The 23,652-nt window shown below is 54.4% G+C and carries 26 protein-coding genes; 12 read left to right on the top strand and 14 right to left on the bottom strand.

From position 1 onward, the window contains the following. The first annotated feature begins 5 nt into the window (after positions 1-5). From ruvB to ybgF, 8 genes are read left to right on the top strand one after another with little or no spacing between them, the layout of a single operon-like run. Positions 6-1,058 carry a Holliday junction branch migration DNA helicase RuvB gene (gene ruvB / locus AXE65_RS08100; protein ID WP_068390640.1) on the top strand — a complete coding sequence of 351 codons (1,053 nt, stop codon included), beginning with the start codon at positions 6-8 and terminating at the stop codon, positions 1,056-1,058. Beyond that, positions 1,055-1,495: a tol-pal system-associated acyl-CoA thioesterase gene (gene ybgC, locus AXE65_RS08105; protein WP_068390645.1), complete on the top strand. Its 441-nt coding sequence runs from the start codon at positions 1,055-1,057 to the stop codon at positions 1,493-1,495. The genes ruvB and ybgC overlap by 4 nt, the downstream gene beginning before the upstream one ends. After that, positions 1,476-2,168 carry a protein TolQ gene (tolQ, locus tag AXE65_RS08110; RefSeq protein ID WP_068390648.1) on the top strand — a complete coding sequence of 231 codons (693 nt, stop codon included), beginning with the start codon at positions 1,476-1,478 and terminating at the stop codon, positions 2,166-2,168. Before ybgC ends, tolQ begins: the two co-directional genes overlap by 20 nt. A gap of 11 nt (positions 2,169-2,179) precedes the next feature. Then, a complete protein-coding gene (gene tolR / locus AXE65_RS08115) occupies positions 2,180-2,638 on the top strand; it encodes a protein TolR (protein WP_068390651.1) in 459 nt (152 codons plus the stop codon). After that, a complete protein-coding gene (gene tolA, locus AXE65_RS08120; RefSeq protein ID WP_068390658.1) occupies positions 2,639-3,691 on the top strand; it encodes a cell envelope integrity protein TolA in 1,053 nt (350 codons plus the stop codon). It begins immediately after the preceding gene. Positions 3,692-3,732: 41 nt separating this feature from the next. Then, a complete protein-coding gene (gene tolB, locus AXE65_RS08125; RefSeq protein ID WP_068390733.1) occupies positions 3,733-4,998 on the top strand; it encodes a Tol-Pal system beta propeller repeat protein TolB in 1,266 nt (421 codons plus the stop codon). A gap of 40 nt (positions 4,999-5,038) precedes the next feature. Next, complete coding sequence (gene pal, locus AXE65_RS08130; RefSeq protein WP_068390660.1) at positions 5,039-5,623, top strand: peptidoglycan-associated lipoprotein Pal; 585 nt, start codon at positions 5,039-5,041, stop codon at positions 5,621-5,623. 5 nt (positions 5,624-5,628) lie between these two features. Further along, on the top strand, positions 5,629-6,345 hold the full coding sequence (gene ybgF, locus AXE65_RS08135; protein ID WP_068390666.1) for a tol-pal system protein YbgF: 717 nt from the start codon (positions 5,629-5,631) through the stop codon (positions 6,343-6,345). 8 nt (positions 6,346-6,353) lie between these two features. Here the strand turns inward: ybgF and rsmB are convergent, their stop codons facing one another. Genes rsmB through def form a run of 3 tightly spaced genes read right to left on the bottom strand, consistent with a single transcriptional unit; the run spans position 6,354 to position 9,124 of the window. Further along, positions 6,354-7,667: a 16S rRNA (cytosine(967)-C(5))-methyltransferase RsmB gene (gene rsmB / locus AXE65_RS08140; RefSeq protein ID WP_068390668.1), complete on the bottom strand. Its 1,314-nt coding sequence runs from the start codon at positions 7,665-7,667 to the stop codon at positions 6,354-6,356. Next, positions 7,664-8,608: a methionyl-tRNA formyltransferase gene (gene fmt, locus AXE65_RS08145; protein WP_068390674.1), complete on the bottom strand. Its 945-nt coding sequence runs from the start codon at positions 8,606-8,608 to the stop codon at positions 7,664-7,666. The genes rsmB and fmt overlap by 4 nt, the downstream gene beginning before the upstream one ends. Before the next feature lie 9 nt (positions 8,609-8,617). After that, positions 8,618-9,124 (bottom strand): peptide deformylase, encoded by a 507-nt coding sequence (gene def, locus AXE65_RS08150; RefSeq protein WP_068390737.1) that lies wholly within the window; start codon positions 9,122-9,124, stop codon positions 8,618-8,620. A gap of 146 nt (positions 9,125-9,270) precedes the next feature. Here def and AXE65_RS08155 point away from each other — a divergent pair, with 146 nt between their 5' ends. Genes AXE65_RS08155 through AXE65_RS08165 form a run of 3 tightly spaced genes read left to right on the top strand, consistent with a single transcriptional unit; the run spans position 9,271 to position 12,002 of the window. Then, the gene (locus tag AXE65_RS08155; protein WP_068390679.1) at positions 9,271-10,305 is read left to right on the top strand and encodes a LysM peptidoglycan-binding domain-containing protein; all 1,035 of its coding nucleotides are present in this window, start codon (positions 9,271-9,273) and stop codon (positions 10,303-10,305) included. A 27-nt stretch (positions 10,306-10,332) separates the two neighbouring features. Continuing rightward, on the top strand, positions 10,333-11,448 hold the full coding sequence (gene dprA / locus AXE65_RS08160) for a DNA-processing protein DprA (RefSeq protein WP_068390682.1): 1,116 nt from the start codon (positions 10,333-10,335) through the stop codon (positions 11,446-11,448). Next, positions 11,445-12,002: an L-threonylcarbamoyladenylate synthase gene (locus AXE65_RS08165; RefSeq protein ID WP_068390684.1), complete on the top strand. Its 558-nt coding sequence runs from the start codon at positions 11,445-11,447 to the stop codon at positions 12,000-12,002. Before dprA ends, AXE65_RS08165 begins: the two co-directional genes overlap by 4 nt. Here AXE65_RS08165 and ribD read toward each other — a convergent pair. The 11 genes from ribD to AXE65_RS08220 form a co-directional block, all read right to left on the bottom strand. Next, entirely contained in the window at positions 11,999-13,111 is a 1,113-nt protein-coding gene (gene ribD, locus AXE65_RS08170) for a bifunctional diaminohydroxyphosphoribosylaminopyrimidine deaminase/5-amino-6-(5-phosphoribosylamino)uracil reductase RibD (RefSeq protein WP_079214103.1), read from the bottom strand. The genes AXE65_RS08165 and ribD overlap by 4 nt on opposite strands. After that, positions 13,108-13,572: a transcriptional regulator NrdR gene (nrdR, locus tag AXE65_RS08175; RefSeq protein ID WP_068390687.1), complete on the bottom strand. Its 465-nt coding sequence runs from the start codon at positions 13,570-13,572 to the stop codon at positions 13,108-13,110. The genes ribD and nrdR overlap by 4 nt, the downstream gene beginning before the upstream one ends. 55 nt (positions 13,573-13,627) lie before the next feature. Further along, complete coding sequence (locus AXE65_RS08180) at positions 13,628-14,707, bottom strand: ABC transporter ATP-binding protein (RefSeq protein ID WP_068390689.1); 1,080 nt, start codon at positions 14,705-14,707, stop codon at positions 13,628-13,630. Continuing rightward, positions 14,704-15,504 carry an ABC transporter permease gene (locus AXE65_RS08185; protein ID WP_068390697.1) on the bottom strand — a complete coding sequence of 267 codons (801 nt, stop codon included), beginning with the start codon at positions 15,502-15,504 and terminating at the stop codon, positions 14,704-14,706. Before AXE65_RS08185 ends, AXE65_RS08180 begins: the two co-directional genes overlap by 4 nt. A 3-nt stretch (positions 15,505-15,507) precedes the next feature. After that, positions 15,508-16,359 (bottom strand): ABC transporter permease, encoded by an 852-nt coding sequence (locus tag AXE65_RS08190; RefSeq protein ID WP_068390700.1) that lies wholly within the window; start codon positions 16,357-16,359, stop codon positions 15,508-15,510. A 91-nt stretch (positions 16,360-16,450) separates the two neighbouring features. Beyond that, entirely contained in the window at positions 16,451-17,455 is a 1,005-nt protein-coding gene (locus AXE65_RS08195) for an ABC transporter substrate-binding protein (RefSeq protein ID WP_068390703.1), read from the bottom strand. Positions 17,456-17,474: 19 nt separating this feature from the next. Continuing rightward, on the bottom strand, positions 17,475-17,798 hold the full coding sequence (locus AXE65_RS08200; RefSeq protein WP_068390708.1) for an NIPSNAP family protein: 324 nt from the start codon (positions 17,796-17,798) through the stop codon (positions 17,475-17,477). A gap of 6 nt (positions 17,799-17,804) precedes the next feature. Next, positions 17,805-19,277, bottom strand: a complete 1,473-nt coding sequence (locus AXE65_RS08205) for an aldehyde dehydrogenase (RefSeq protein ID WP_239685053.1) — start codon at positions 19,275-19,277, stop codon at positions 17,805-17,807. 75 nt (positions 19,278-19,352) lie between these two features. Continuing rightward, positions 19,353-20,393: an LLM class flavin-dependent oxidoreductase gene (locus AXE65_RS08210; RefSeq protein ID WP_068390713.1), complete on the bottom strand. Its 1,041-nt coding sequence runs from the start codon at positions 20,391-20,393 to the stop codon at positions 19,353-19,355. Positions 20,394-20,426: 33 nt separating this feature from the next. Next, a complete protein-coding gene (locus tag AXE65_RS14305) occupies positions 20,427-22,154 on the bottom strand; it encodes an alpha/beta fold hydrolase (RefSeq protein ID WP_068390718.1) in 1,728 nt (575 codons plus the stop codon). Next, a complete protein-coding gene (locus tag AXE65_RS08220; protein ID WP_068390721.1) occupies positions 22,126-22,728 on the bottom strand; it encodes an amino acid synthesis family protein in 603 nt (200 codons plus the stop codon). The genes AXE65_RS14305 and AXE65_RS08220 overlap by 29 nt, the downstream gene beginning before the upstream one ends. Before the next feature lie 106 nt (positions 22,729-22,834). Between AXE65_RS08220 and AXE65_RS08225 the strand changes: the two genes are divergently transcribed. Then, positions 22,835-23,542, top strand: coding sequence for a GntR family transcriptional regulator (locus AXE65_RS08225; RefSeq protein WP_068390724.1), 708 nt, complete (start codon positions 22,835-22,837; stop codon positions 23,540-23,542). Positions 23,543-23,652: the final 110 nt, after the last annotated feature.

Raw genomic sequence — 23,652 nt, forward strand, 5'->3', positions numbered from 1 at the left:
GACCTATGATAGAAGCCGACCGCCTGATTGCAGCTAACAAAACCGAACGCGAAGAACAACTCGACCGTGCCATTCGCCCGCTGCGCCTTGCCGACTATATTGGCCAGCCGGTGGTACGCGAGCAGATGGAGCTGTTTATCCGCGCCGCCCGTGGCCGTGGCGAAGCGCTCGACCACAGCCTGATTTTCGGCCCGCCCGGCCTTGGCAAAACCACACTGGCCGGCATCATCGCGCAGGAAATGGGGGTATCGCTCAAAAGCACCTCAGGCCCTGTGCTAGAACGCCCTGGCGACCTAGCCGCCATGCTGACCAACCTGCAAGCCGGCGATGTGCTGTTTATCGACGAAATTCATCGCCTTTCACCTGTGGTCGAAGAAGTGCTCTATCCCGCTTTGGAAGACTTCCAACTCGACATCATGATTGGTGAGGGCCCGGCGGCGCGCTCCATCAAACTCGATTTACCGCCCTTTACCTTGGTCGGCGCGACTACTCGCGCGGGCATGTTGACCAACCCACTGCGCGACCGTTTTGGTATCGTCCAGCGCCTTGAGTTCTACAGCCACGACGATTTAGCCACCATCGTGCGCCGTTCGGCAGGTATTTTGGGGCTGCCGATTGAAGACGCTGGCGCATTTGAAATCGCCCGCCGCGCACGCGGCACGCCGCGTATCGCTAATCGCCTGCTGCGCCGCGTGCGCGACTTTGCCGAGGTGCGCGGGCGCGGCCAAATCACCCTGGATATTGCCTCTGACGCACTGGATTTATTGGATGTAGACGCGTGCGGCTTTGACCATCAAGACCGCCGCCTGCTGCTGGCTCTGCTCGAAAAATTTGACGGCGGGCCGGTTGGCCTTGACAATCTCTCGGCCGCTATCAGCGAAGAACGTAATACCATTGAAGATGTGTTGGAACCCTATTTAATCCAACAAGGCTATATCATGCGCACGCCTCGCGGACGTATGGCAACCCGCCATGCTTGGCTGCATTTTGGACTGACCCTACCTCAGCACCTGCAACAAGCCGCGCAAACGGATGACCTGTTCCGCGAAAGACCATGACCACTGAGCAATCCCCCGAAAACCTTTGGCGCACACGCGTCTACTACGAAGATACCGATGCTGGCGGCGTCGTCTATTACGCCAACTACTTAAAATTTATGGAACGCGCCCGCAGCGAGCGACTGCGTTGCTTGGGCTTTTCGCAAGCGCAGTTGATGGATAACAATCTGATTTTCGTCGTGTATTCCTGCCAAGTGCGCTACCGCGCTGCGGCGCGTCTGGATGACGAACTGGGTATTAGCGCCCGTTTGCTTGAAATCAAAGGCGCTCGCTTGCTGTTCGACCAACAAGTCATCCGTTTGCAAGACCAGGTGCTACTTTGTGAAGGACAGGTCACTGTCGTTTCGGTCAGTGCGGATCGCTTTAGACCTTGCCCGCTGCCCACCACTTTACTTAACCCGCTTCAGGAGGCGTTACGTGCCGACAACCTCGCTTGAACACAGCTCGCTTTGGAGTTTAGTCAGCAACGCCAGCCTGCTGGTGCAACTGGTCATGCTGGTTTTGTTGCTCGCCTCGTTGTTTTCCTGGCTGACCATTTTTCGCCGCAGCAGCTTATTGCGCACCGCCAAACGCTCGCTGAATGAGTTTGAAGAATATTTCTGGTCGGGCATTGACCTTGCCAAGCTCTATCGCCAGACCAGCGCTGAGCCTGACCCGGACAGCGGCGTAGAGCAAATCTTCCGCTCAGGTTTTAAGGAATTTTCGCGCCTGTGCCAGCAGCCCAATGTTGACCCAGGAGCTGTGATGGACGGCGTCTCGCGCGCCATGCGCGTCGCTATTTCGCGCGAGGAAGAAAAACTCGACCAAGGCTTGCCGTTTCTCGCCACAGTCGGCTCCACCAGCCCCTATATCGGTCTGTTCGGCACCGTTTGGGGGATTATGAACTCCTTTAGGGGGCTTGCCGTAGTGCAGCAGGCCACCCTTGCCAGCGTCGCTCCCGGTATTGCCGAAGCGCTGATTGCCACCGCCATTGGCCTGTTTGCGGCGATCCCGGCAGTCGTCGCCTATAACCGTTTTTCTGCACGCAGCGAGCATCTGATTGCGCGCTACTACACCTTTGCCGACGAATTTCAGGCCATTTTGCACCGCAAAGTGCACAGCGCAGGCTAGGACAACAACGCATGGCCAAAATCCGCAATCGCCGCAAACCCGTTGCCGAAATGAACGTCGTGCCCTATATCGACGTCATGCTGGTGCTGTTGGTTATTTTTATGGTGACCGCGCCCATGCTCAATCAGGGCGTTGCCGTTGAACTACCCAAGGTCGAAAGCCAAGCGCTGCCGCAGGACAACAACGCCCGCGTGCTGACCCTTTCCATCAAAGCCGACCAAACCTACTACTGGAACATGGGCGATACCGTCGAAACCGGGCAAAACCGCGCCAGCGAGCAAGCCAGCGAACTACCCGCGCTGGTGCAGGCGGTTGCCGCCATCGTCCGCCAATCCGGCGAACAGGGGCAGCGCCTGCAAATTTTCCTGCGCGGCGACCGCAGTATCCCCTATGAAGCGGTGATGAAAGTCATGAGTGGCCTGCAACAGGCTGGCGTCAACAACGTCGGCCTGATTACCGAGGCACCTTAGATGGCAGCATCCGAGCGGCTTGCCGAGGTTTCCCAAACACGGGCGGACTGGTTCTGGCCGCTGATTTATACCGCAGCGCTGCACGCCATACTCTTTGCCCTGCTGTTTGTCAGCTTTAACTTGACACCGCAGATACCGGCGGCGCAACCGCTCATTCAGGCAACCGTGTATCAACTGAAAGCCGAGCGGCCCAAAAGCACACCGGTGCCGGATAAAATCACCGCCGAAGCACAAAAAACCAAAGCCGCCGAGCGCGAGGCCGAGCAGCTTGAACAGCAAAAAAGGCAGCGCGAAGCCGAGCAAAAGCAAAAAGCCGAGCAAGCCGCGGCACTGGCCAAAGCCGCCGAAAGCAAAAGGCAAGCCGAAGCGGCCAAAGCCGCCGAAGCCTTAAAACAAGCCGAAGAACAAGCGCGTCAAGTCGCCGAACAAGCACAAAAACAGGCCGCTGAAGCCAAGCGCCTGGAAGCCGAGCAAAAGCAGCGCGAAGCCGATGCCGCTAAAAAACGCGCCGCCGAACAAGCCCGCCAAAAAGCCGAAGCCGAAGCGGCCGAGGCCAAGCGCAAGGCCGAAGAAGCCGCGCGGCAAAAACGCGAAGCCGAAGCCAAGCGCAAGCAAGAAGCCGAGGCTAAAAGGCAGCGCGAAGCCGAAGAAGCCAAACGCCGCGCCGAAGAAGAGCGCAAAGCCAAAGCACGCGCTGAACTGCTCGCCGCCGAAGCGCAAAGGCGCAAGGCGCAAGGCGAAAGCGAGCGATTGCAACTGATCGCAAGTCTCGATGAACTGTTTGTCCGCCTGGTTTCCGAACAGTGGATTCGCCCCGCTTCCACCCGCGACGGTATCAGCAGCGAAATTCAAGTCTCCATGCTGCCCGATGGCACCATCGGGCAGGTTATCTTGGTTCGCAGCAGCGGTGATACGCCTTTTGACAACTCCACCTTGGCGGCGCTGCGCAGTATTGGCCGCATTCCTGAAATGCAACAACTGGATCGGGCAAGTTTCGATGCACTTTACCGAAAGCGGAATTTAATTTTTAGACCAGAGGATTTGGAACGTTGAAACGACTTTATTTTTTTTATGCCTCCCTTTTCGCCCTGCTGATGACCTTAACCGGCATGGCACAGGCACAATCAGCCGAACCCTTGATCATTACCCGCGGTACTGACCGCGCCACACCGATTGCGGTTGTCCCCTTTGGCTGGCAGGGCGATGACCTGCCGACAGGCGACCTCGCGCAAATTATCGCCTCTGACCTGTACAACAGCGGCCTGTTTGCCCCCATCGACCGCCAGAACATGATTAGCCAGCCCGCCCATGCCAGCGAAATCATCTACCGCGACTGGCAGGCGCTGTCCGCCCAATACCTGCTGATCGGCAATATTGTCGCCAGTGGCGGTCAGCTTGAAGTGCAATTTTCGCTGTATAACGTCAGCACCGAACAACAGTTACTAAGCGGTCGTACCCGCGGTACGGCGGCTCAGTTCCGTGACATGGCGCACTACATTGCCGATGAGGCTTACCAGAATTTAACCGGCAGCAAAGGTGCGTTCAGCACCCGTTTGCTCTATGTCACCGCAAGCCAATCCGAAAGCAGCAACCGCTACCGCCTGTACCGCGCCGACTATGACGGTGCCCGTGCCACTGTGCTGCTGGAATCCTCCGAACCCATCCTGTCGCCGCGCTACTCACCCGATGGCCAGCAAGTGGCCTATGTCTCCTTTGAACGCCGCCGCCCGCGCATTTTTATCCAGCAGGTGGTCAGCGGCCAGCGTGAGCAAATCACCGATTTTGAAGGACTTAATAACGCTCCTGCGTTCTCGCCGGATGGCAACCAACTGGCCTTGGTGCTCTCGCGCGATGGCAATCCGGAAATCTATGTGATGAATCTTGCCAGCCGCGCGTTGCAACGGGTGACCCATCACTTCGCCATTGATACCGAACCGTTTTGGGGAAGCGATGGAAAAACCCTGTACTTCACCTCAGACCGTTCCGGCAAGCCACAAATCTACCGAACCGGGCTTAATGGCGGCGAACCTCAGCGGGTGACTTTTGAAGGCAACTACAACGCCAATCCCAAGCTCTCCGCCGATGAAAAAACCTTGGTCATGGTGCACCGGCAAGAAGGCTACACCGGCTTTAAAATTGCCGCTCAAGACCTTGCCCGCGGCAATTTGCGCATTTTGTCGCAGACCTCGCTGGACGACTCGCCCACTGTCGCCCCCAATGGCAGCATGCTAATCTACGCAACCCGCGAGCAGGGACAGGGGGTTTTGATGCTGGTTTCCATCAATGGTCGAGTACGCGTGCCATTGCCGGTGGCCACTGGCGATGTCCGTGAACCTTCGTGGTCGCCTTGGCTTAATTGAACCACCACTCGTCTTTTAATGACCTCATCAGGAATTTTCCATGGAACTCGCTAACTTCATCAAACTCGCCGCACTGACCATGCTGCTGGCATTACTGGCCGGTTGCCCCACCACGCGCAGCGGCGACACCAGCACCGCCGTGCATGAGACCGAAGGCGGCGGCGCAGATGCCTCAGGCCTTGACGGGCAAAGCTATGGCGCAGGCCAAGACGGTAGCGGCGGCCTCTATGGCCAGAGCGGGCAAGACGGCTCTTCCGCTCGTGGCGGTGCTGGCTTTAGTGACGAAGAAGCCGCGCTGCGCGCCATCACCACCTTTTATTTCGAATACGACAGCTCCGAACTGCGTCCCGATGCCATGCGCTCGCTCGACGTACACGCGCGTGATTTAAAAGCCAGTGGCGCTCGCGTGGCACTCGAAGGCCACACCGACGAACGTGGTACCCGCGAATACAACATGGCGCTCGGCGAACGCCGTGCCAAAGCCGTACAGCGTTATCTGATGCTGCAAGGCGTGGCTGCCTCGCAACTGGAAGTGGTTTCTTGGGGTGAAGAACGTCCGGCGGTTTTCGGCAGCGACGAATACGCCTGGGCACAGAACCGCCGCGTTGAGCTGCGCGCCCAGTAACGCTTATGTCACGCCTTTGGTTTTCTTTACCACTGACTGCACTGCTTGCCCTTATTGGGGCAGGTAGTGCAGCGCAAGCGCAGCAAAGCTCGTCGCAGGCAGAACTGTTTCTACAATTGCAACAATTGCAGGAAGAAGTCGCCCGTCTGCGCGGCCTGTTGGAAGAGCAGCAAAACGCTTTAAGCAAACTGCAGCGGGAAAATCTCGAACGCTACCAATCACTGGAACGCCGTCTTGCCAGTGCCGGGGCCAACAGTTCGAAGGCTTCTGCTACGCCGTCTAAGGCTACTGATGCGGTAAAGCCCGCTGCCGCGCCGCCCAAAGAAGCGGACGAACCGGTCGATCTTGAGCAAGAAAAGCTCTACTACGATGCGGCCTTTGATTTGATTAAAACGCGCGATTTTGACCAGTCCGAGCAGGCGCTTTCCGGCTTTTTGCACCGCTACCCCGATAGCCAGTACGCCGCCAACGCGCAGTACTGGTTAGGCGAGGTTTATCTGGTCAAAGGGCAGCCAGAACTCGCCCGCGCCGCCTTTGCCAAAGTCGTTAAAAATTGGCCGAAACACGCCAAAGTGCCCGATGCCCTGTACAAACAGGCCGATGCGACGCAGCGCCTTGCGCAAAACGAGCAAGCACGCCGTCTGCTGCGTGAAGTCATCGAAAAATACCCGAACAGTTCCGCCGCCAAGCTGGCGCAGCGCGATTTACAGCAAAACCCTTAGGGTCTAAATCAACCCGCCATTTTTCTCAGTCTGGCGTAGTAAAAACCGTCATGGCCGTTTTCTGTGTGCGGCAGCAGTTGTAGACCTTGCGGCCGTATCAAGCCAAAACCTGTAGCCACCTGCCAAGCTTCTGCGTTTTTTATACGCTTAAGAAAAGCACCGATAACCTCGTTGTTTTCCTGCGGCAATACGGAACAGGTGACATAAAGCAGCAGTCCACCGGGCTTAAGACAAGGCCACAGCGCATCGAGCAGCTCGCCCTGTTGCTGCGCCAGCTTATCGATGTCTTCTGGTCTTCGGCTTAGTTTGATGTCGGGATGACGGCGGATAACGCCGGTGCCTGAGCAAGGCGCATCCAGCAAAATGCGGTCAAAAAGCGTGCCGTCCCACCAGCTCCCCACCTCACGCGCATCCGCCGCGAGCAGGCGACAGCCGGCAAGCTGCAAGCGCTGTAGATTGTCCTCCACTCGCTTTAAGCGCTTTTCATCCACATCCAGCGCCAGCACTTGGCTTAAATTCGGCTCGACTTCCAGCAGGTGACAGGTTTTGCCACCGGGAGCCGCGCAGGCATCCAGCACGCGCTGGCCGGGCGAAAGCTGCAAAAAACCTGCGGCCAGTTGCGCGGCTTCATCCTGCACACTGAGCAAACCTTGCGCAAAACCCGGTAGGTGCTGCACATCCAGCGGCTCGTTCAACAAAATGCCATCTACGCTATGGCGGCACAGTGAAGCGCCAATATCAGCGTCCGCCAACTGTTTTAGATAATCCTCACGGCTTATCTGCTGCCGATTAACGCGCAGCGTCATGGTTGGGCGACTGTTATTGGCCGCACAGATGTCTTGCCAAGCATCGGGATAAGCATGCTCAAGTTTCTGTTGCAGCCAGAGCGGATGCGCACTCTTTACCACCAGGTCGGAACTGGTTTTAAGCCATACAGCAAGACTTTGCTGCTCGCGCTGGGCACGGCGCAGCACCGCATTAAGCAATCCCTTGGCCCAGGATTTACGCAAATTCACCGCACAGCCAACCGTTTCACCAATCGCCGCGTGGGGTGGAATACGGCTAAAAAACAGTTGATACAGTCCTATCAGCAACAGTGCGCCAATATCTTGGTCACTGGATTTAAGTGGCTTTTGCAACAACCTATTGAGCAAGACTTGCAAGCCAGGCTGCCAACGCGCTGTGCCAAAAGCGAGATCCTGCACCAGCGCACGGTCACGCGCCGTTACTTTCGCAAGCAGCGGCGGCAGGCTGCTGGAAAGTGATGCGCGACCTAAAAGCAGCGGGGTCAGTGCGCGGGCAGCGGCCAAACGTGGATTCATGAGTCAAACCGCATATTCACCGCGAATTGTTCGCGGCGACTGTTAATGATCTCAGCAAAGGCCAGTGGTTTACCGCCAGGCAATTGCAAGCGGGTGAGACGCAACGCTCCCTCGCCACAGGCGACCAAAAGCCCTTCTTTGCTGACAGAAAGCACCGTAGAAGGCGCACCCTGCCCGCTTGCAAGTTCGGCCGCCAGTATTTTGATGCGCTGGCCGTTAAGCGTGCTGTAGCAGCCCGGTGCTGGGGTAAAAGCACGGATACGCCGCTGAAGTTCTGCCGCTTTGCGCGACCAATCCACCGCTCCCTGTTCTTTTTGCAACTTATGCGCGTAGCAAGCAAGCGTCTCATCTTGCACTTCACCACTCAAGCGGCCAGCGGCCAAGCCTTCAATGGCCTGCAATAACGCGGGCGGGCCGATGGCGGCAAGGCGTTGGTACAGGCTTATCGCGGTATCGCCGGGGAAAATGGGCGTTTTGACTTTAAGCAGCATCGGCCCGCTATCGAGCCCCGCCTCCATCTGCATCACCGTAATGCCGGTTTCCTCATCGCCCGCCTCAATCGCCCGCTGAATGGGTGCGGCACCACGCCAACGCGGCAGTAATGAAGCATGACTGTTGATACAGCCAAGCCGCGGAATAGCCAAAACCGCGGGCGGCAAAATCAAGCCGTAGGCGACCACCACCAGCAAATCCGGCTTAAGTGCGGCCAATGCGTATTGTGCGTCTTGATCTTTGAGGTTAAGCGGCTGAAAAACCGGCAAATAGTGGGAAAGCGCAAGCTGCTTGACGGCGCTTGGCAGGTTTTTTTGTCCGCGCCCCGACGGGCGGTCGGGCTGCGTGTAAACGCCGATGATCTGATGCGGGCTTTGCAAAAGGGCAGCCAAATGGCAGGCGGCAAATTCGGGCGTTCCGGCAAAAACAATGCGTAAAGACTGCGTCATCAGGTCGCCTTACGCACGCTGCCGGTGCTGTTTTTCCAGCTTCTTTTTAATTCTGCCACGCTTAAGCCCTGATAAATAATCGACAAACAGCTTGCCGTTCAGATGGTCGCATTCGTGCTGAATGCACACCGCAAGCAGCCCTTCGGCCAGCTCCTCAAACGGCTCACCGTCACGGCCAAGCGCACGGACTTTAACGCGCTGCGGGCGTTTGATGTCTTCAAAAAAGCCCGGCACCGACAGGCAGCCTTCGCGGTATTGCCCAAGTTCATCGGTTAAAGGCTCAAATTCAGGATTGATATAGACGCGCGGCTCGGTCTGGTCTTCCGATAAATCCATCACCACCACGCGCTGATGCACGCCGACTTGCGTGGCGGCAAGGCCGATGCCGGGCGCGGCGTACATGGTTTCAAACATGTCATCAACCAGGCGGCGGATTGTCTCATCAACCCGTTCAACGGCTTTGGCGATGGTGCGAAGGCGCGAATCGGGGTATTCCAGAATGGTCAAAATAGTCATGAAACTTTGTGTTGCGCCTATGGGAAAAACGGAAACGACACTGCTAATATACCGCCGCGATTGATTTTTTTGCTGCCAAAAGTTTCCGGCATGACCGATGCCAAGCCGGAAGCACAGAAAAGCCAACATGATAAAGGGATGCACGCATGAGGAAAATACTGCTTGTCACTTTGTTGCTCGCGGGGGCACAAACCGTTCTGGCCGATGTAGTGCAATTAAAGGAAGGACATCCCGAGCGTTATACCGTAGTCAAAGGCGATACGCTGTGGGCTATTTCCGGCAAGTTTTTAAATGAGCCGTGGAAATGGCCCGAAGTTTGGGAGCTTAATCCTCAAATTAAAAACCCCCATCTGATTTACCCAGGTGATCAGATTGCGCTGGTTTATATCGACGGCAAACCGCAGCTTCAGCTTTCCCGCGGCGGCGCAGGCTCCTCCGGCACCGTCAAGCTGTCACCCAAGGTACGCCCTATTTCAGAAGCGCAGGCCATACCGACCATCCCTCTGGAAACCATCAACAGCTTTTTGCTGTCCAACCGTATCGTTGATTCCACTGAGCAGTTTGAAAAACGCCCCTATGTGGTCGCCGGGCAGGCACAACGCGTGGTCAGCGGCGCAGGCGACCGTATCTATGTACAAGGACGACTGGAGCAGGACGTGCCGACTTTCGGTATTTTCCGCCCCGGCAAACGCTATGTTGACCCCAATACCCAAGAAGTGCTGGGCATTAACGCCGACGGCATCGGCAGCGGTCAGGTGCTCGCCGAAGAAGGCAATGTAGCCACTCTTGCAGTGACCCAGTCCAACCAGGAAGTGCGCATCGGTGACCGTCTGCTGCCGAACGAAGAACGCGCCATCAACTCGATCTTTACCCCTAGCGAGCCCACTAATGAGATTTCTGGCTTGATACTCGATGTACCGCGTGGCGTGACACAAATTGGTGCGATGGATGTGGTTACGCTAAACAAAGGTATCCGTGATGGCCTCTCCCCCGGCAATGTACTGGCGATCTACAAAACCGGTGAGACGGTGCACGACCGCGTCAGCGGGCAACCGGTAAAAATACCCGACGAACGTGCAGGCCTGTTGATGGTTTTTCGCACCTACGACAAGCTGAGCTACGGCTTGGTGCTAAGTGCCAACCAACAACTGAGCGTGCTGGATAAAGTCCGCAATCCTTAAAAACCCCGCCTGCGGGAGTGCCAATCGATGAGCCACACTCCCGCGCTTTCTGCTGTTGAGCTTGAAGCCAGACTTAACCTGCACAGCCTGCCCGCCGTCGGTGCACAGCGTTTTAATAAACTGATGGAAGGCTTTGGCAGTGCCGAACAGGCGCTGCGAGCGCCGAAAAGCGATTGGCGCGCCCTCGGTATTCCGCTAGAAGCCTGCAACGCTCGTAACGCCCATGAGGTCAAGCAGCAAGTCGCCGCCACGCTGAGTTGGCTCGAAGCTAAAGACCATCATCTGCTGATGTGGGATGCCGAAAACTACCCTGACCTGCTCGCCGAATTGCCCGATGCGCCGCCACTTTTATTTGTATCCGGTTCGCCCGAACTGTTGCAACGCCCGCAGCTTGCCATTGTCGGCAGTCGGGCGGCTTCAAGGCCGGGGCTGGATAACGCACGCGCCTTTGCCAAAACTCTGGCAAGCGGCGGCTTTGTGATTACCAGCGGGCTGGCGCTGGGTATCGACGGCGCGGCGCACCAAGGGGCGTTGGATGGCGGCGGGCAAACCGTTGCCGTGCTGGGTACTGGCCTTGAGCATATCTACCCGCGCCAGCATATACGCCTTGCCGATGAGATTGGCGCACAAGGCGGTGCACTGGTTTCTGAACTGCCGCTAAACAGCCCACCACAAGGGCGCAACTTTCCAAGGCGCAATCGCATTATCAGCGGCCTTGCGCTGGGCGTTTTGGTGATTGAAGCCAGCCCCAACAGCGGCTCGCTGATTACCGCACGGCTCGCCGCCGAACAAGGGCGCTCGGTCTGGGCGCTGCCCGGCTCCATTCATCATCCGGGTGCGCGTGGCTGTCACCTGCTGATTCGTGAAGGGGCGATTTTGGTGGAAAGCACCACACATATCCTCGAAGACCTGCACGGCTGGCAGCAAAACACGCCGGCTATCCCACAAACCACTGTGCAAAGCGCTCCACAGAGTGCGCATCCACTGCTTGATTTGCTTAGCGCCGCGCCCATCAGCAGCGAAGCGCTCGCCCACGCCAGCGGTTTGCCCTTGCCGCAGGTGCTGGCCGCGCTGACCGATTTGGAAATCGAAGGGCGCGTGGCCAATGCCGGCGGACGCTGGCTGCTGCGCCCAGCGACATGAGCCGTCACTGGCCTGTCCGCCAAGCCGCCCGCTTAATCAAGCAAGGCGCCGTGATTGCCTGCCCGACCGAAGCGGTATGGGGGCTTTCCTGTGACCCGTGGAATATTCAGGCGGTTGCGCGATTACTCGAACTTAAACAAAGACCGGTAGAAAAAGGACTGATTTTGGTCGCAGCAAGCAGTGCGCAGCTCGATTTTTTGCTCAAGGATTTGCCCAAAGACTGGCAACTACAACTGGCGCAAAGCTGGCCTGGGCCGAACACTTGGCTGGTGCCTCATCAAGACCGCTTGCCGCATTGGATTACCGGCGGCAGAGCCAAAGTAGCACTGCGCGTCACCGCCCATCCGTGGCTTGCCGCGCTCTGTGCACAAACCGGGCCCTTGGTCTCCAGTTCAGCCAACCCCACCGCTCGCCCACCCGCGCGCAGCAGACTGCGCCTTGAGCAGTATTTTCACCGAGGTTTACAAGGCATTTTGCCCGGACCGTTAGGCGGCCAGCAAAACCCCAGCCTAATCCGCGACCTCGAAAGCGGGGCGGTTATCCGCGCGGCTTAAAGAGGCCGCGCGATAATCCGAAAGTCTTCACCCACCGCGCGAATATCCAAAATACTTAGAGCATGCGCCTCGCCAAGTCGTTCAAGCGGCAAATCCAGCAGCGCTCGTGCCGTTGACCCCAAGAATTTAGGCGCGACAAACAACTGATATTCATCGACCAACCCCGCGCGGGCAAACGCACCGCTTAAGGTTGCACCCGCCTCAACCAGCACCTCATTGACGCCGCGCCCGGCCAGCAAACGCAGCAGCTCAAATAAATCGATATGCCCGCTCGCGTCTGCCGCGGCGAGCAATTCATGACCTGCCGCCTGAAACGACTGCCGCACCTTCGCACTGGCCTGATGGCAAACCGTCAACGCCTTGCCCGCCTGATAAAAAGGCGCAGACAACGGCACGCGCAGACGGCTGTCCAGCAATACGCGAAGCGGCGGGCGACTGGCGGCGAGCCGGGCCTGTTCTTCGTTGACGTCCATTTCTGCCGGACGCACGGTTAACCGCGCGTGATCGGCTAAAACGGTATCTGCGCCAGTTAACACCACCGATGATTGCGCGCGCAGTCGCTGCACCGCCGCGCGCGCGGCCGCACCTGTGATCCACTGGCTCTGGCCATTTTGCATGGCCGTACGCCCGTCCAAACTCATCGCGAGTTTGACCCGCACCAAGGGCAGTCCCTGCTCCATGCGCTTGATAAAGCCCGCATTCAGCGCGCGTGCTTCGGCCTCCAACAGACCGCAATCCACCTCAATACCCGCCGCCGCCAGTCGTCTAAGGCCGGAGCCTGCTACTTGCGGATTGGGGTCTTGCATGGCGGCAACCACACGGCGAATGCCTGCCGCAATCAGCGCATCGACACAAGGCGGCGTGCGCCCCTGATGGCTGCACGGCTCCAAACTGACATAAGCCGTGCCGCCGTACGCCCGCTCGCCCGCCGCACGCAGCGCGTGCACCTCCGCATGCGGCTCACCGGCGCGGACATGAAAGCCTTCACCGACCACCTTGCCGCTGTCTGCAACAATGACACAGCCCACGCGCGGATTGGGATGGGTGCAATACAAGCCGCGCCGCGCCAAGCGTAACGCACGGGACATCGCTTCAAGGTCAAGGTTCATTGAGCCGCCGGACTGTGCGCTAGGCGGTCAAGCTCGGCGCGAAACTCGCTGACATCGGCAAACCGTCGATAAACCGAAGCAAAGCGGATAAAGGCGACTTCATCGAGCTGCTGCAACTCGCTCATGACCAGCTCGCCAAGCTGGCGAGACGGCACTTCGCGCTCGCCCGTCGCACGTAGCTTGCGCTTAATGCGGCCTATCGCCGCGTCGATTTGCTCCAAGCTAACCGGACGCTTCTCTAACGCCCGCTGCATTCCCGCGCGTAATTTATCTTCCTCAAACGCTTGACGCCTGCCGTCTTGCTTAATCAAACGCGGCATTAACAGTTCAGCGCTTTCAAAAGTGGTAAAACGCTCGCCGCAATGCGCACATTCACGCCGACGGCGTACCTGCTCGCCTTCAGCAATCAGCCGCGAATCAATCACTTTGGTATCAGTGGCCGAGCAAAAGGGGCAGTACATAAAAAGGCGCAAGTCAAAAGAAAGCCGCTATGGTAAGGCGGCCACTGGCTTTAATCTAGTTTTGAAAAACCTGCACCTGTGCGCTGTCAAACGCTAACCAACGCTGGTTGTTACCAGCCAATTGCCCTATCGCCTCATGTCCAAACGGCAGGCGCACGGTCAGGTTTTGCCCGCTTTCGGTTTGCGTGAGCACTTCTACCGTGGTGCCCAAAAAGGTGATGTCTTGCACGGTAACGGGCAGGCCGTTGGCTTCGCCAGGCCCATGGGATAGGGACAGGCGTTCCGGGCGCAGTAATAAGCTCGCTTCGCCGGTGGTTTGCTGGTTGCCGTGGGCGGGGACATCGTCAATCAACTTACCGCTTGGCAGGCGCAGTTTGGCTTTGCCGTTTTCTATGGAAAGTATTTCGCAATCAATAAAGTTACTGTCACCGATAAAATCGGCCACAAAGCGGGTCGCCGGATTGGCATAAAGTTCCTGCCCGCTGCCGATTTGTTCGATATTGCCTTGATTAAATAAAGCAATTCTATCGGATAAGCGCAAGGCTTCTTCCTGATCATGGGTGACATATAAAATCGTCACGCCGGTTTGCTGGTGAATACGGCGGATTTCTAATTGAATTTCTTCACGCAGTTTTTTATCCAATGCGGATAATGGCTCATCCATCAATAATACCGGCGGGTTATAAACTAAAGCACGCGCTAAGGCCACGCGCTGTTGCTGCCCGCCGGACATAGCTGCGGGCATGCGCTCGGCAAAACCCTCCAGACGCACCAGTTTTAAGACGTTATTAACTCGTTCGGCAATTTCTGCATTATTGACTTTGCGCACGCGTAAGGGAAAAGCGACATTTTCACCCACGCTTAAATGGGGAAATAAAGTATAACGCTGAAACACCATGCCGATATTGCGCTGATGTGAAGGTGTGGATAGCAGGCTTTTGCCATTTAATAAAATATCGCCCGCTGTCGGGTCTTGGAAACCGGCCAGAATATAGAGAGTGGTGGACTTACCCGAACCGGACGGGCCTAAAAAGGTCATAAACTCGCCCGGCTTAATCTCCATGCTGACATTTTCTACGGCAGTAAGATTACCGTAAGTCTTTTTGATATTTTGGATAGATAAAAAGGCGCTCATTGTTTTTGCTCCTTGCGGAAAAAGGCGGCTAAAACCATTAAAATCAGGGTAAAGACAATCAATAAAGTAGAGGCCGCAGCAATGACCGGCGTTAAATCTTGTCGTAAGGTTGTCCAAATTTTAACCGGCAGCGTTTGCAAGCTTGGACTTGCCATAAATATCGCCAAAACGACTTCATCCCAAGAGGCTAAAAAGGAAAATATCGCTGCCGTTAATAAGCCGTGCTTAATACCGGGCAAGGTGACTTTTAATCGTGCTTGCCACGGGCTGGCGCCGCATAAAATAGCCGCATCTTCAATGGCTTTATCAAAACCTTCCAGCGCATTACCAATGGCTAAAATGGCAAAAGGCAGTGCAATAATCACATGGGAAATAACAAAAGCCAGCGTAGTGCCCGCCAAATTAAATTTTAAAAATAACGCATACAAGGCAACCGCCAATACCACCACTGGCAAAATCATCGGCGTTAAAAATAACACGCGCAAGGCTTCGCGCCCTTTAAATTGACCACGATTTAAAGCTAAAGCGGCAAAAAAGCCGATCGTCACAGAAAACAGTGTGACTATCACGGCAATTTTAAAACTGGTGAATGCCGAAGCCAGCCAGCGCGGGTCATTAAATAGTTCTTCATACCAGCGCAATGTCCAACCCGGCGGCGGAAATATCAGCCACTGTGACGAACCAAAAGATAATGCAGCAATAAATAAAATCGGCAGCAATAAAAACAGGCAGATCATAATGGCAAGCCCCAGCAAGCCAAAACGCAAGCCACCCAGTTTATTATAATCCAGCAGCATGATTTAACTCCGCTTATTGTTGTAGGGATTAAAAAAGCGCAGTTGCAGCGCGTACAAGGATAATGTCACCAGCAACAAAACCAGCGCCGCCGCCCCGCCCATTCCCCAATTGACTAAGGATTGCACAAACTGCGCAATCAATTCGGCCAGCATCATATTGGCGGTGCCACCAAGTAAGGCAGGCGTCACAAAATAACCTAAAGACATCACAAAGACCATTAACGCGCCGGTGGCAATACCGGGCAAAGATAATGGCAATAACACGCGGCTAAAACATTGCCACTTATTCGCCCCGCACAGTGCCGCCGCACGCAATACCGATGGATCAATACTGCGCAATACGCCCATCAACGGCAAAATGATAAAGGGCAGCATAATGTAAGTCATGCCAATACAAACACCAATCAGGTTATTAACCAGCGCAATCGGCTGTTCGGTAAGGCCCATTGCCATCAGCCATTTATTGATTAAACCGGTGCGTTGTAATAACACCATCCAGGCATAAGTGCGCGCTAATAAATTCGTCCACATGGACAAAACGATAATGCCTAAAATAACCCGTGCCCAGCGCTGCGGCATAATCGCCAAAAGCCATGCCAACGGATAACCCAATAACAAAGAAAGCAAGGTGACAATGCCGGCAACGACAAAGGTATTCACAAAGACTTTTAAATAAGTGGCTCCGCCTAATAATTCGGCATAATTATGCAGACCGAAGGTCGGTTCAGTAACGCTGCGTAAAAGCAACATCAGCACCGGCACGACAAAAAAGCAGGCCAGCAATAACAACGCGGGCAGGCACCAAGTTAAAGCACTGCGCTGTTTTCGTATGCTGTGACTAATCGCAAAACTCATGCCTTGCCCTCCCGTTTATTACTTTTGTTATTAAAAATGGATTAAAGCCGTTAAGCACTTTGTATTTTCCTCCCTACAAAGTGCTTAAGATTTACTGCGCCTGCCAAGCGTACCAACGCTTGCCAATTTCCTCACGTTGCGTTGCCCAATAATTCATATCGGCATTCACTTGGCTGGCGGTTTGTTGATCCGGCAAGCTCTGGCGGATACTTTCATCCATTAATTCGGCAGAATCCAGGTTAATCGGTGCATAACCGCTTATCGCAGCAAAACCGGCTTGCGGTTTGGCGCTGCTGGCATGGGCAATAAAGCGCATGGCTGCTTCTTTATTGCGCGTGCCTTTGGGTACCACCAGCATATCGGCAGCCGTAATATTGTTATGCCATGAGGTGCTCACTTTAACGCCAGTTTGTTCCAACGCGGTCATCCGCCCGTTCCAAAGTGAACCAAAAGGCGCTTCACTGGATGCAATTAACTGCTGCGATTGTGCGCCGCTGCTCCACCAGATAATGTCATTTTTAATGGTATCGAGTTTGGCAAAGGCACGGTCTAAATCCAGCGGATAGAGTTTATCGGCGGCTACGCCATCGGCGAGTAATGCCGCTTCAATGACGCCGGGTGCTGACCATTTATAAAAGGTGCGTTTACCGGGAAAGTTTTGCGTATCAAATAAATCCGCCCAGGTTTGCGGGCAGGCTTTAACGCTTTGTGCATTACAACCAATCACAAAGGAATAATAAAAACTGCCCACCGCATAATCAGTAACGAAGCGTGGATCAAGGCGGGTTTTATCGATAATGGTAAAATCAAGCGGCTCCAATAAACCGGCGTTACCGGCTTGCACCGCATAATCGCCTTCTACATCCACGACATCCCATTGCACATTACCGGCTTCAACCATCGCTTTTAATTTGCCGTAATCGGTTGGGCCATCTTGGGTAATATTTGCATTGGGATACGTATCTGCCCAATGCGCTTTTTGTGCATCTTGCGTCGTGCCGCCCCAACTGGAAAAGGTGAGTTTTTCCTGTTGTGAACAAGCGGACATGCTAAACATTAAAGCCGCAGCGGCGGTTAAAACGGGTAGCGCTTTCATAATACTTCCTCCATTGTTTTTACTTGTCTGCTTCTTTCGGCGAAAACGCCGCAGGCAGCATGATTTTATTTTCTGCCCGCTCAATCAACGGGGCAATTTGCGGTAAAAAGGCCTGCCAATCGGGGTCGTTTGCTAAATTAGCACGGCGCTTTTGCCGGTCATCCAAACTGCTGTAAGCCCAAATATGCACAATCTCATTGATAGCGCCGATTTCCGATGAGTAATAACCGATTAACCGGCCTAAATGTTTTTGTTGAATGCCAATACCCGTTTGTTCCACCGCTTTTAAATAAACAGGAACGCTGCCGTTTTTTAATTGGTAAGTGCGAATTTCGATATACATGGCCGCTTACCTCATTATAAAGGGATCAGGAAAAGGTGCATCAGAGGTATTAAGCCAAACGGTTTTGCTGCGTGTGTAATCCATCACTGCCGCCATGCCGCCTTCACGCCCGTGACCGGATAAAGCAAAGCCGCCAAAGGGCGCAATGGGTGAAACGGCGCGGTAAGTATTAAGCCAGACAATACCGCTGCGAATTTGTGCGCTGATACGATGGGCGCGGGCGAGATTTTGCGTAAATAGCCCGCAGGCCAAACCGTAACGGCTGTTATTGGCTTTGCCCAGCGCATCGGCCTCATCAGTAAAGGATTGCACCGATAATACCGGGCCGAATAATTCATGGGTTAAGCAAGGTGCCTGCTCAGTATTATCGCAATCGATAATGCTTGGCGCATAATAAAAACCCTCTTTATCTAAAGAAAAACCGCCGCTAATTAACCGCGCCCCGGCATTGATTGATGCAGAAACCATCTGTTCAATATATTGACGTTGCCTTAAGGTACACAATGGCCCCATTTCAGTGCTTTTATCCAGGGGCGAGCCGATTTTGATCGTTTCGGCTTTTTGTTTTAGCCGGTTAATAAATTCTTCTTTAATGGAAGATTGCAGCAATAACCTTGAACCGGCCACGCAGCTTTGCCCGCTGGCGGCAAAAATGGCGGCGATTTGTGCATTAATTGCGCTGTCCAAATCGGCATCAGCAAAGATGATAAAGGGGGATTTTCCGCCTAATTCCAAGGATAAACTGGCCAGGTTATTCGCTGAATTTTTAATGACCTGCTGTGCTGTAATCGGGCCGCCGGTAAAAGCAATATGGTCAATATCGGGATGGGAAGTTAATACACTGCCGCAGGTTTTGCCAAACCCGGTAATTATATTGACTACACCGGATGGAAAACCCGCCGCGTGAAAACCTTTGGCTAATTCCAATAAGGGCGCAGGGCCGTCTTCGGAAGCTTTAATGACTAAGGTGCAACCAGCCGCCAGTGCCGGGCCGATTTTAACCGCCGATAAAAAGAGTTGGCTGTTCCACGGAATAATAGCGGCCACTACGCCGACCGCTTGAGGTTTAGTCCAAACCTGCATATCGGTTTTATCAATGGGCAATACCGCGCCTTCGAGTTTATCGGCACAACCTGCGTAATAGCGGTAATAGTCGGCGACATACGCAATTTGACTGGCGGTTTCACGAATAATTTTTCCGGTATCACGGGTTTCCAGTTCGGCCAAATAGGGCGCGTTTTCTTCTATCCAATCGGCGAGTTTATAGAGCAATTTGCCACGCTGTGTGGCGGTTAGTTTTGGCCACTGGCCTTGATTAAACGCGCGATGTGCGGCAGTAACGGCTCGATTAACCTCTTCTTCGCGTGCTTCGGGTATGATCGCCCAAGCTTTGCCGGTGGCAGGATCTAGACTTTCAAATTGCGTAGCGCCATTTGAAAATTCGCCGTCAATATAGTGCTGAAATAATTGCATTTTTATTTTCCTCCCTTCCCTTTTTTTCAGCCCTCTCGCATAAATGGGAGCGCCGGTTTCTATTAACCAATGGAATAAGGGTTATTCAGTAAATGCGGGCATGACTTGGTTGATAAAGCGCTCAAGGGATTGTTTTTTGCGGGCAAAGCTCATGCCGCTGTCTATCCATAAGGAATATTCATTCCAGCCTTGTTGTTGATACACTTTTATTCGTTTAATCACTTGTTCTGCTGTGCCAACGGGTAAGTTTTCGCGCATTTTGGCCGCAGTTAAATTCGGATTGCTTTGCAGTTCTTCCGCCGTTAATGCTTGGATCAAACCTTGTTTAATCGGGCGCTCGTTTTTAAACCAAGCGAAGAAATAATGATAATAACGCGATAATTCTTCGCTGGCTCTGGCAATATCGGCCTCATCACTGCCAACATAGGTATGCAGTAATAACATGGCTTTGGGGCGCGGCACATTGGATGATTGCTCGCAAGCCGTATTAAAACGCTGCATCAGGCTTTCAATTTCTGCTTCGCCGTTAAATAGTGGCGTGCATTGCACGTTACAGCCATTTTGTACGGCAAACAGGTGACTATTGGGATCTCGCGCGGCGACCCAAATTGGCGGATGCGGTTGTTGCAAGGGTTTAGGTGCAGAAGTGACTGCGGGAAACTGCCAATATTGGCCATTATGTGCATAATCGCCCGCCCAGATTTGTTTAACGGCCGGGATTAACTCACGCATACGCAGCCCTGCGCTCATTGCATCCAGGCCAGGTAATAACCGCTCGTATTCAAAACTGTAAGCGCCGCGCGCAATGCCAAGTTCCAAACGGCCATTGCTGATAATATCGGTCATCGCCGCTTCACCGGCGAGTTTAATCGGATGCCAAAACGGGGCAATGACTGTGCCTACGCCTAAGCGTACATTTTGCGTGCGCCTGGCTAAATCGGCGAGGTTAATAAATGGATTCGGCGCAATGGTAAAATTCATACCGTGATGCTCGCCGGTCCAAATGGCGTGCATGCCGCCTTTATCGGCAATTTCACATAATTGAACTAATTCTTCATATAACTCTTGATGGGTTTGTTCGGCATTAAGCCGTTCCATATGGACAAATAATGAAAACTTCATTGATACCCTCCTTATTGTTAAAGTAAAAATCGATTAAGCTGTGACGGTATGTACTTGCCCTTGATGCTGGTCGCCCAAATAAATACCAAAATTGCCCAGGCGGCTTTCTTGCGTGTAGCGTTTTAGAATATCGCGCTCGGCGCTGCTGTTAATAGCGGTTAATGGCAAATTATTAATAGCAAACCATTTGCCATTATTTACTGCACCTTGGCCCAAGTTGGCGCGATAAACAATATGTTGCTGGCCGCTTTGTGTATCGTCATACAGTGAATAGAGCAAGCCCATTTGTACCGCTACACCTAAATGTTCAGCAAAGCGTTGCGGCAATTGCTGAGCGGTTTGCATTTGGGTTTTAACTAATGCCGGTAATTGCCAGCCGTTTTTATTATCGGGCAGCAATAATAATTGCCCATCGCGTTCGGCAACCAAGGCAATTTGCGTGCTGCCCAGTGTATGTTCGAGCAAACGGTTTTCGGTTTGCGCCGGGGTAAAATACGCACCGCGCGCATAACCCAAACCGGTTTTGCCGCTGTTATTAAAGGCTTTGACTTCGCCCAATAATAATAAATGATCGCCCGCCTCTATACGTTGATAAACACTGCAATCAAACCAGGCGGCGGTATCTTTTAAAATGGGCGAGCCGTTTTCACTTAATTGCCAATTTACGCCAGCAAAGCGGTCTTCACTGGGACGGGCAAAGGTATTGGATAAGGCTTTTTGCTCTTCGCCCAGAATATTAACGGCAAAATGGGTGGTTTGGCTGAAAACCGGATAGCTGCTGGCGGTTTTTGCCAGACAAACGGAAAGCAAAGGCGGTTCCAAAGAAACGCTGGAAAAACTGTTGGCGGTAAAGCCCAGCGGTTTGCCTTGCTGATCGGTGCTGGTGACCACGGTCACGCCGGTTAAAAACGCGCCAAAAGCATCACGTAGCGCACGCGCATCAAAGACTGTAGACATGTTGTTGTTCTCGCAAGAAGCCTTAAGCCAGTCCAGCAAAATGCCATTGACTTGCAAAGGCGCGGTTAAATTCACCATATGCCGATGGCCGTTAATGATTATCGCGCGACCTTGCGGCGTGGCCTTAGCCATTTGTGTGGCCATTTGTGGCGTGGAGTTTTGGTCGTCTGCGCCAGTTAAAAACAGCGCCGGGCAAGTGATATGGGCAAAGTCATCGGCATAAACGCTATCGCCTTCGGCAAAGGCTTGATAGGCGGCGGCGTAACCGCTCTTATCGACGGCATGCAAAAACTGTTGCACACTTTGATAGGCTGGGCTTTCTTGCTCATTCGGCGCAAACCAGCGTGACAGCGGCGCGTTGCGGTCAAAGTGGCCCCTTAAGATTTCCGCAGCGCGCGCTTGTACGGCGCATCGAGCCGCGTGATCGCGCTTATAAACGGCATTGAATAAGGCCAGCCGGGTGAGTCGTTCGGGATAAGTAACGGCGTAACCGGCGGCAATCAACGCGCCCATTGAATGGCCGATCAAACTAAAGCGATCTAGCGCCAATTCATCGACAACGCCTGCGAACCAGCTAACAAAATTGCGTAAATCAGGCGTTCCGGAAAGAGCGTTGCTTGCGCCGTGGCCGGGTAAATCCAGCGCAATCACGCGCGCTGCCGAAGACAGCGCCTCAAGCTGTGGCTGCCACGCCTGCGCGCGCATGCCAACGCCGTGCAGCAGCAGCAACGGCTCGCCGCTGCCGCGCTCGACATAGGCCGCGCCAGAGGGCGTTTTACACCGCGGCAGGATTGGCAAGGTCATGACCGAGCACCTTTAAATCTTCGTAGCGATTGCCAATCCGGTGGTGTGGCCTGCCGCCAATTGAGGCACCCAGCGCCACCACAATTTCATCCGCCGCGGGCGCATCACTAATGGCGCATTGAATGGTGAGATAGTGCGAGCGCCTGCCTTCGTCGTTTTTATCCATCAGCGGAATCAAAATCGGCGCATTGGCCGGGCCTCGTGTGTTGCAGAAGGCCAGATAAGTTTTTGCGCCGACCGCATGGCGATACGGGTTGCCAAAATGCAGCGTGTGGATGAGCGCCGATGCGTGTTCCACCTCGCCATCAAGGCCGACAATGGCCGATTTACCGTAGCCTTCCACCGCTTCACCGCCGCCGGCGGCATCCAGAATCATGCCGGTAAGCAAATTGCCCAACAGCGGCGCAATAGCCGTGATTTCTGGCTTTAAATCCTCGACAAACCCGCGCCCGGCCCAGGGGTTTTTTAGTACCGCCAGCGCGGCAATCAATTTAAGCGGCGTGGGCGCGGCCTTGCCGCCTTCAATCAAGGTGGTTTCTACGTGCAGCAGCGTTTTGCGAATTTGAGCGGTCATGGTGCCAAGATCTCCGGTGACGGTTATTATCTTCTGGTCTTTTGAGATGATGGTATACCATAATTTAAATGTCAATAGCTAAAAAGCCAGCGTACAATGCCGCTCCATGCAAACCGTGGAAGAGTTAGACAACGCCTTTGAGGCGCTACGCATCGAAACGCCGCCGGCAACCTTGCGCGAAATTGCGCTCGAACGCCTGCGCCGCGCCATCATCATCGGCCTATTTGAGCCGGGGGCACGGCTCATCGAGCGCAAACTGTGCGAACAATTGGGCGTATCGCGCTCGGTGATTCGCGAGGTGATTCGCCATTTGCAGGCCGAAGGCTTGGTTGAGGTGATTGGCCGCCAAGGGCCGATTGTCACGCGCCTTAACTGGACGGATGCCGCGCAGATTTACGACATCCGCGCCGCACTGGAAAGCCGCGCGGTAGAAGACTGCGCCCGCTGTATCGATAAGGCGCTTAAAACCCAACTCGCCGAAGCACTGGATGAGATCGACCGCAAAGCCGCCGCACAAAACCCGCTAGGCATTTTGGATGCCACCACGCGCTTTTATCAGCTTATCTTTAGCGCCAGCGGGCATTTGATTGCCTGGGATATTGTCAGCCGCCTCAATAGCCGTATTTCCCGCCTGCGCGTGATGACCTTATCCACCCCTGAGCGCACCCGCCAGGGACCTGCGCAAATCCGCATGATTTTTAACGCTATTGTCGCCGCTGATGCACAAGCGGCCGGGGTGGCTTGCCGTGCGCATATCAAGGCGGCGGCCCATGTGGCGCAGCAGCTACTAAGTGAAGGCAAATTACCGATTTAAAGCACGAGCTTAGGGTCTGTTCCCGCTTCAAACGTGGCCGCGACGGAGCCAGATTTTGTGCGCAGCAAGGCGCGAGAAGAGAAATTTGCTCATGCAAATGAACGACGAGC

It is taken from the genome of Ventosimonas gracilis, from assembly GCF_001580025.1.
Classification (GTDB): Bacteria; Pseudomonadota; Gammaproteobacteria; order Pseudomonadales; family Pseudomonadaceae; genus Ventosimonas; species Ventosimonas gracilis.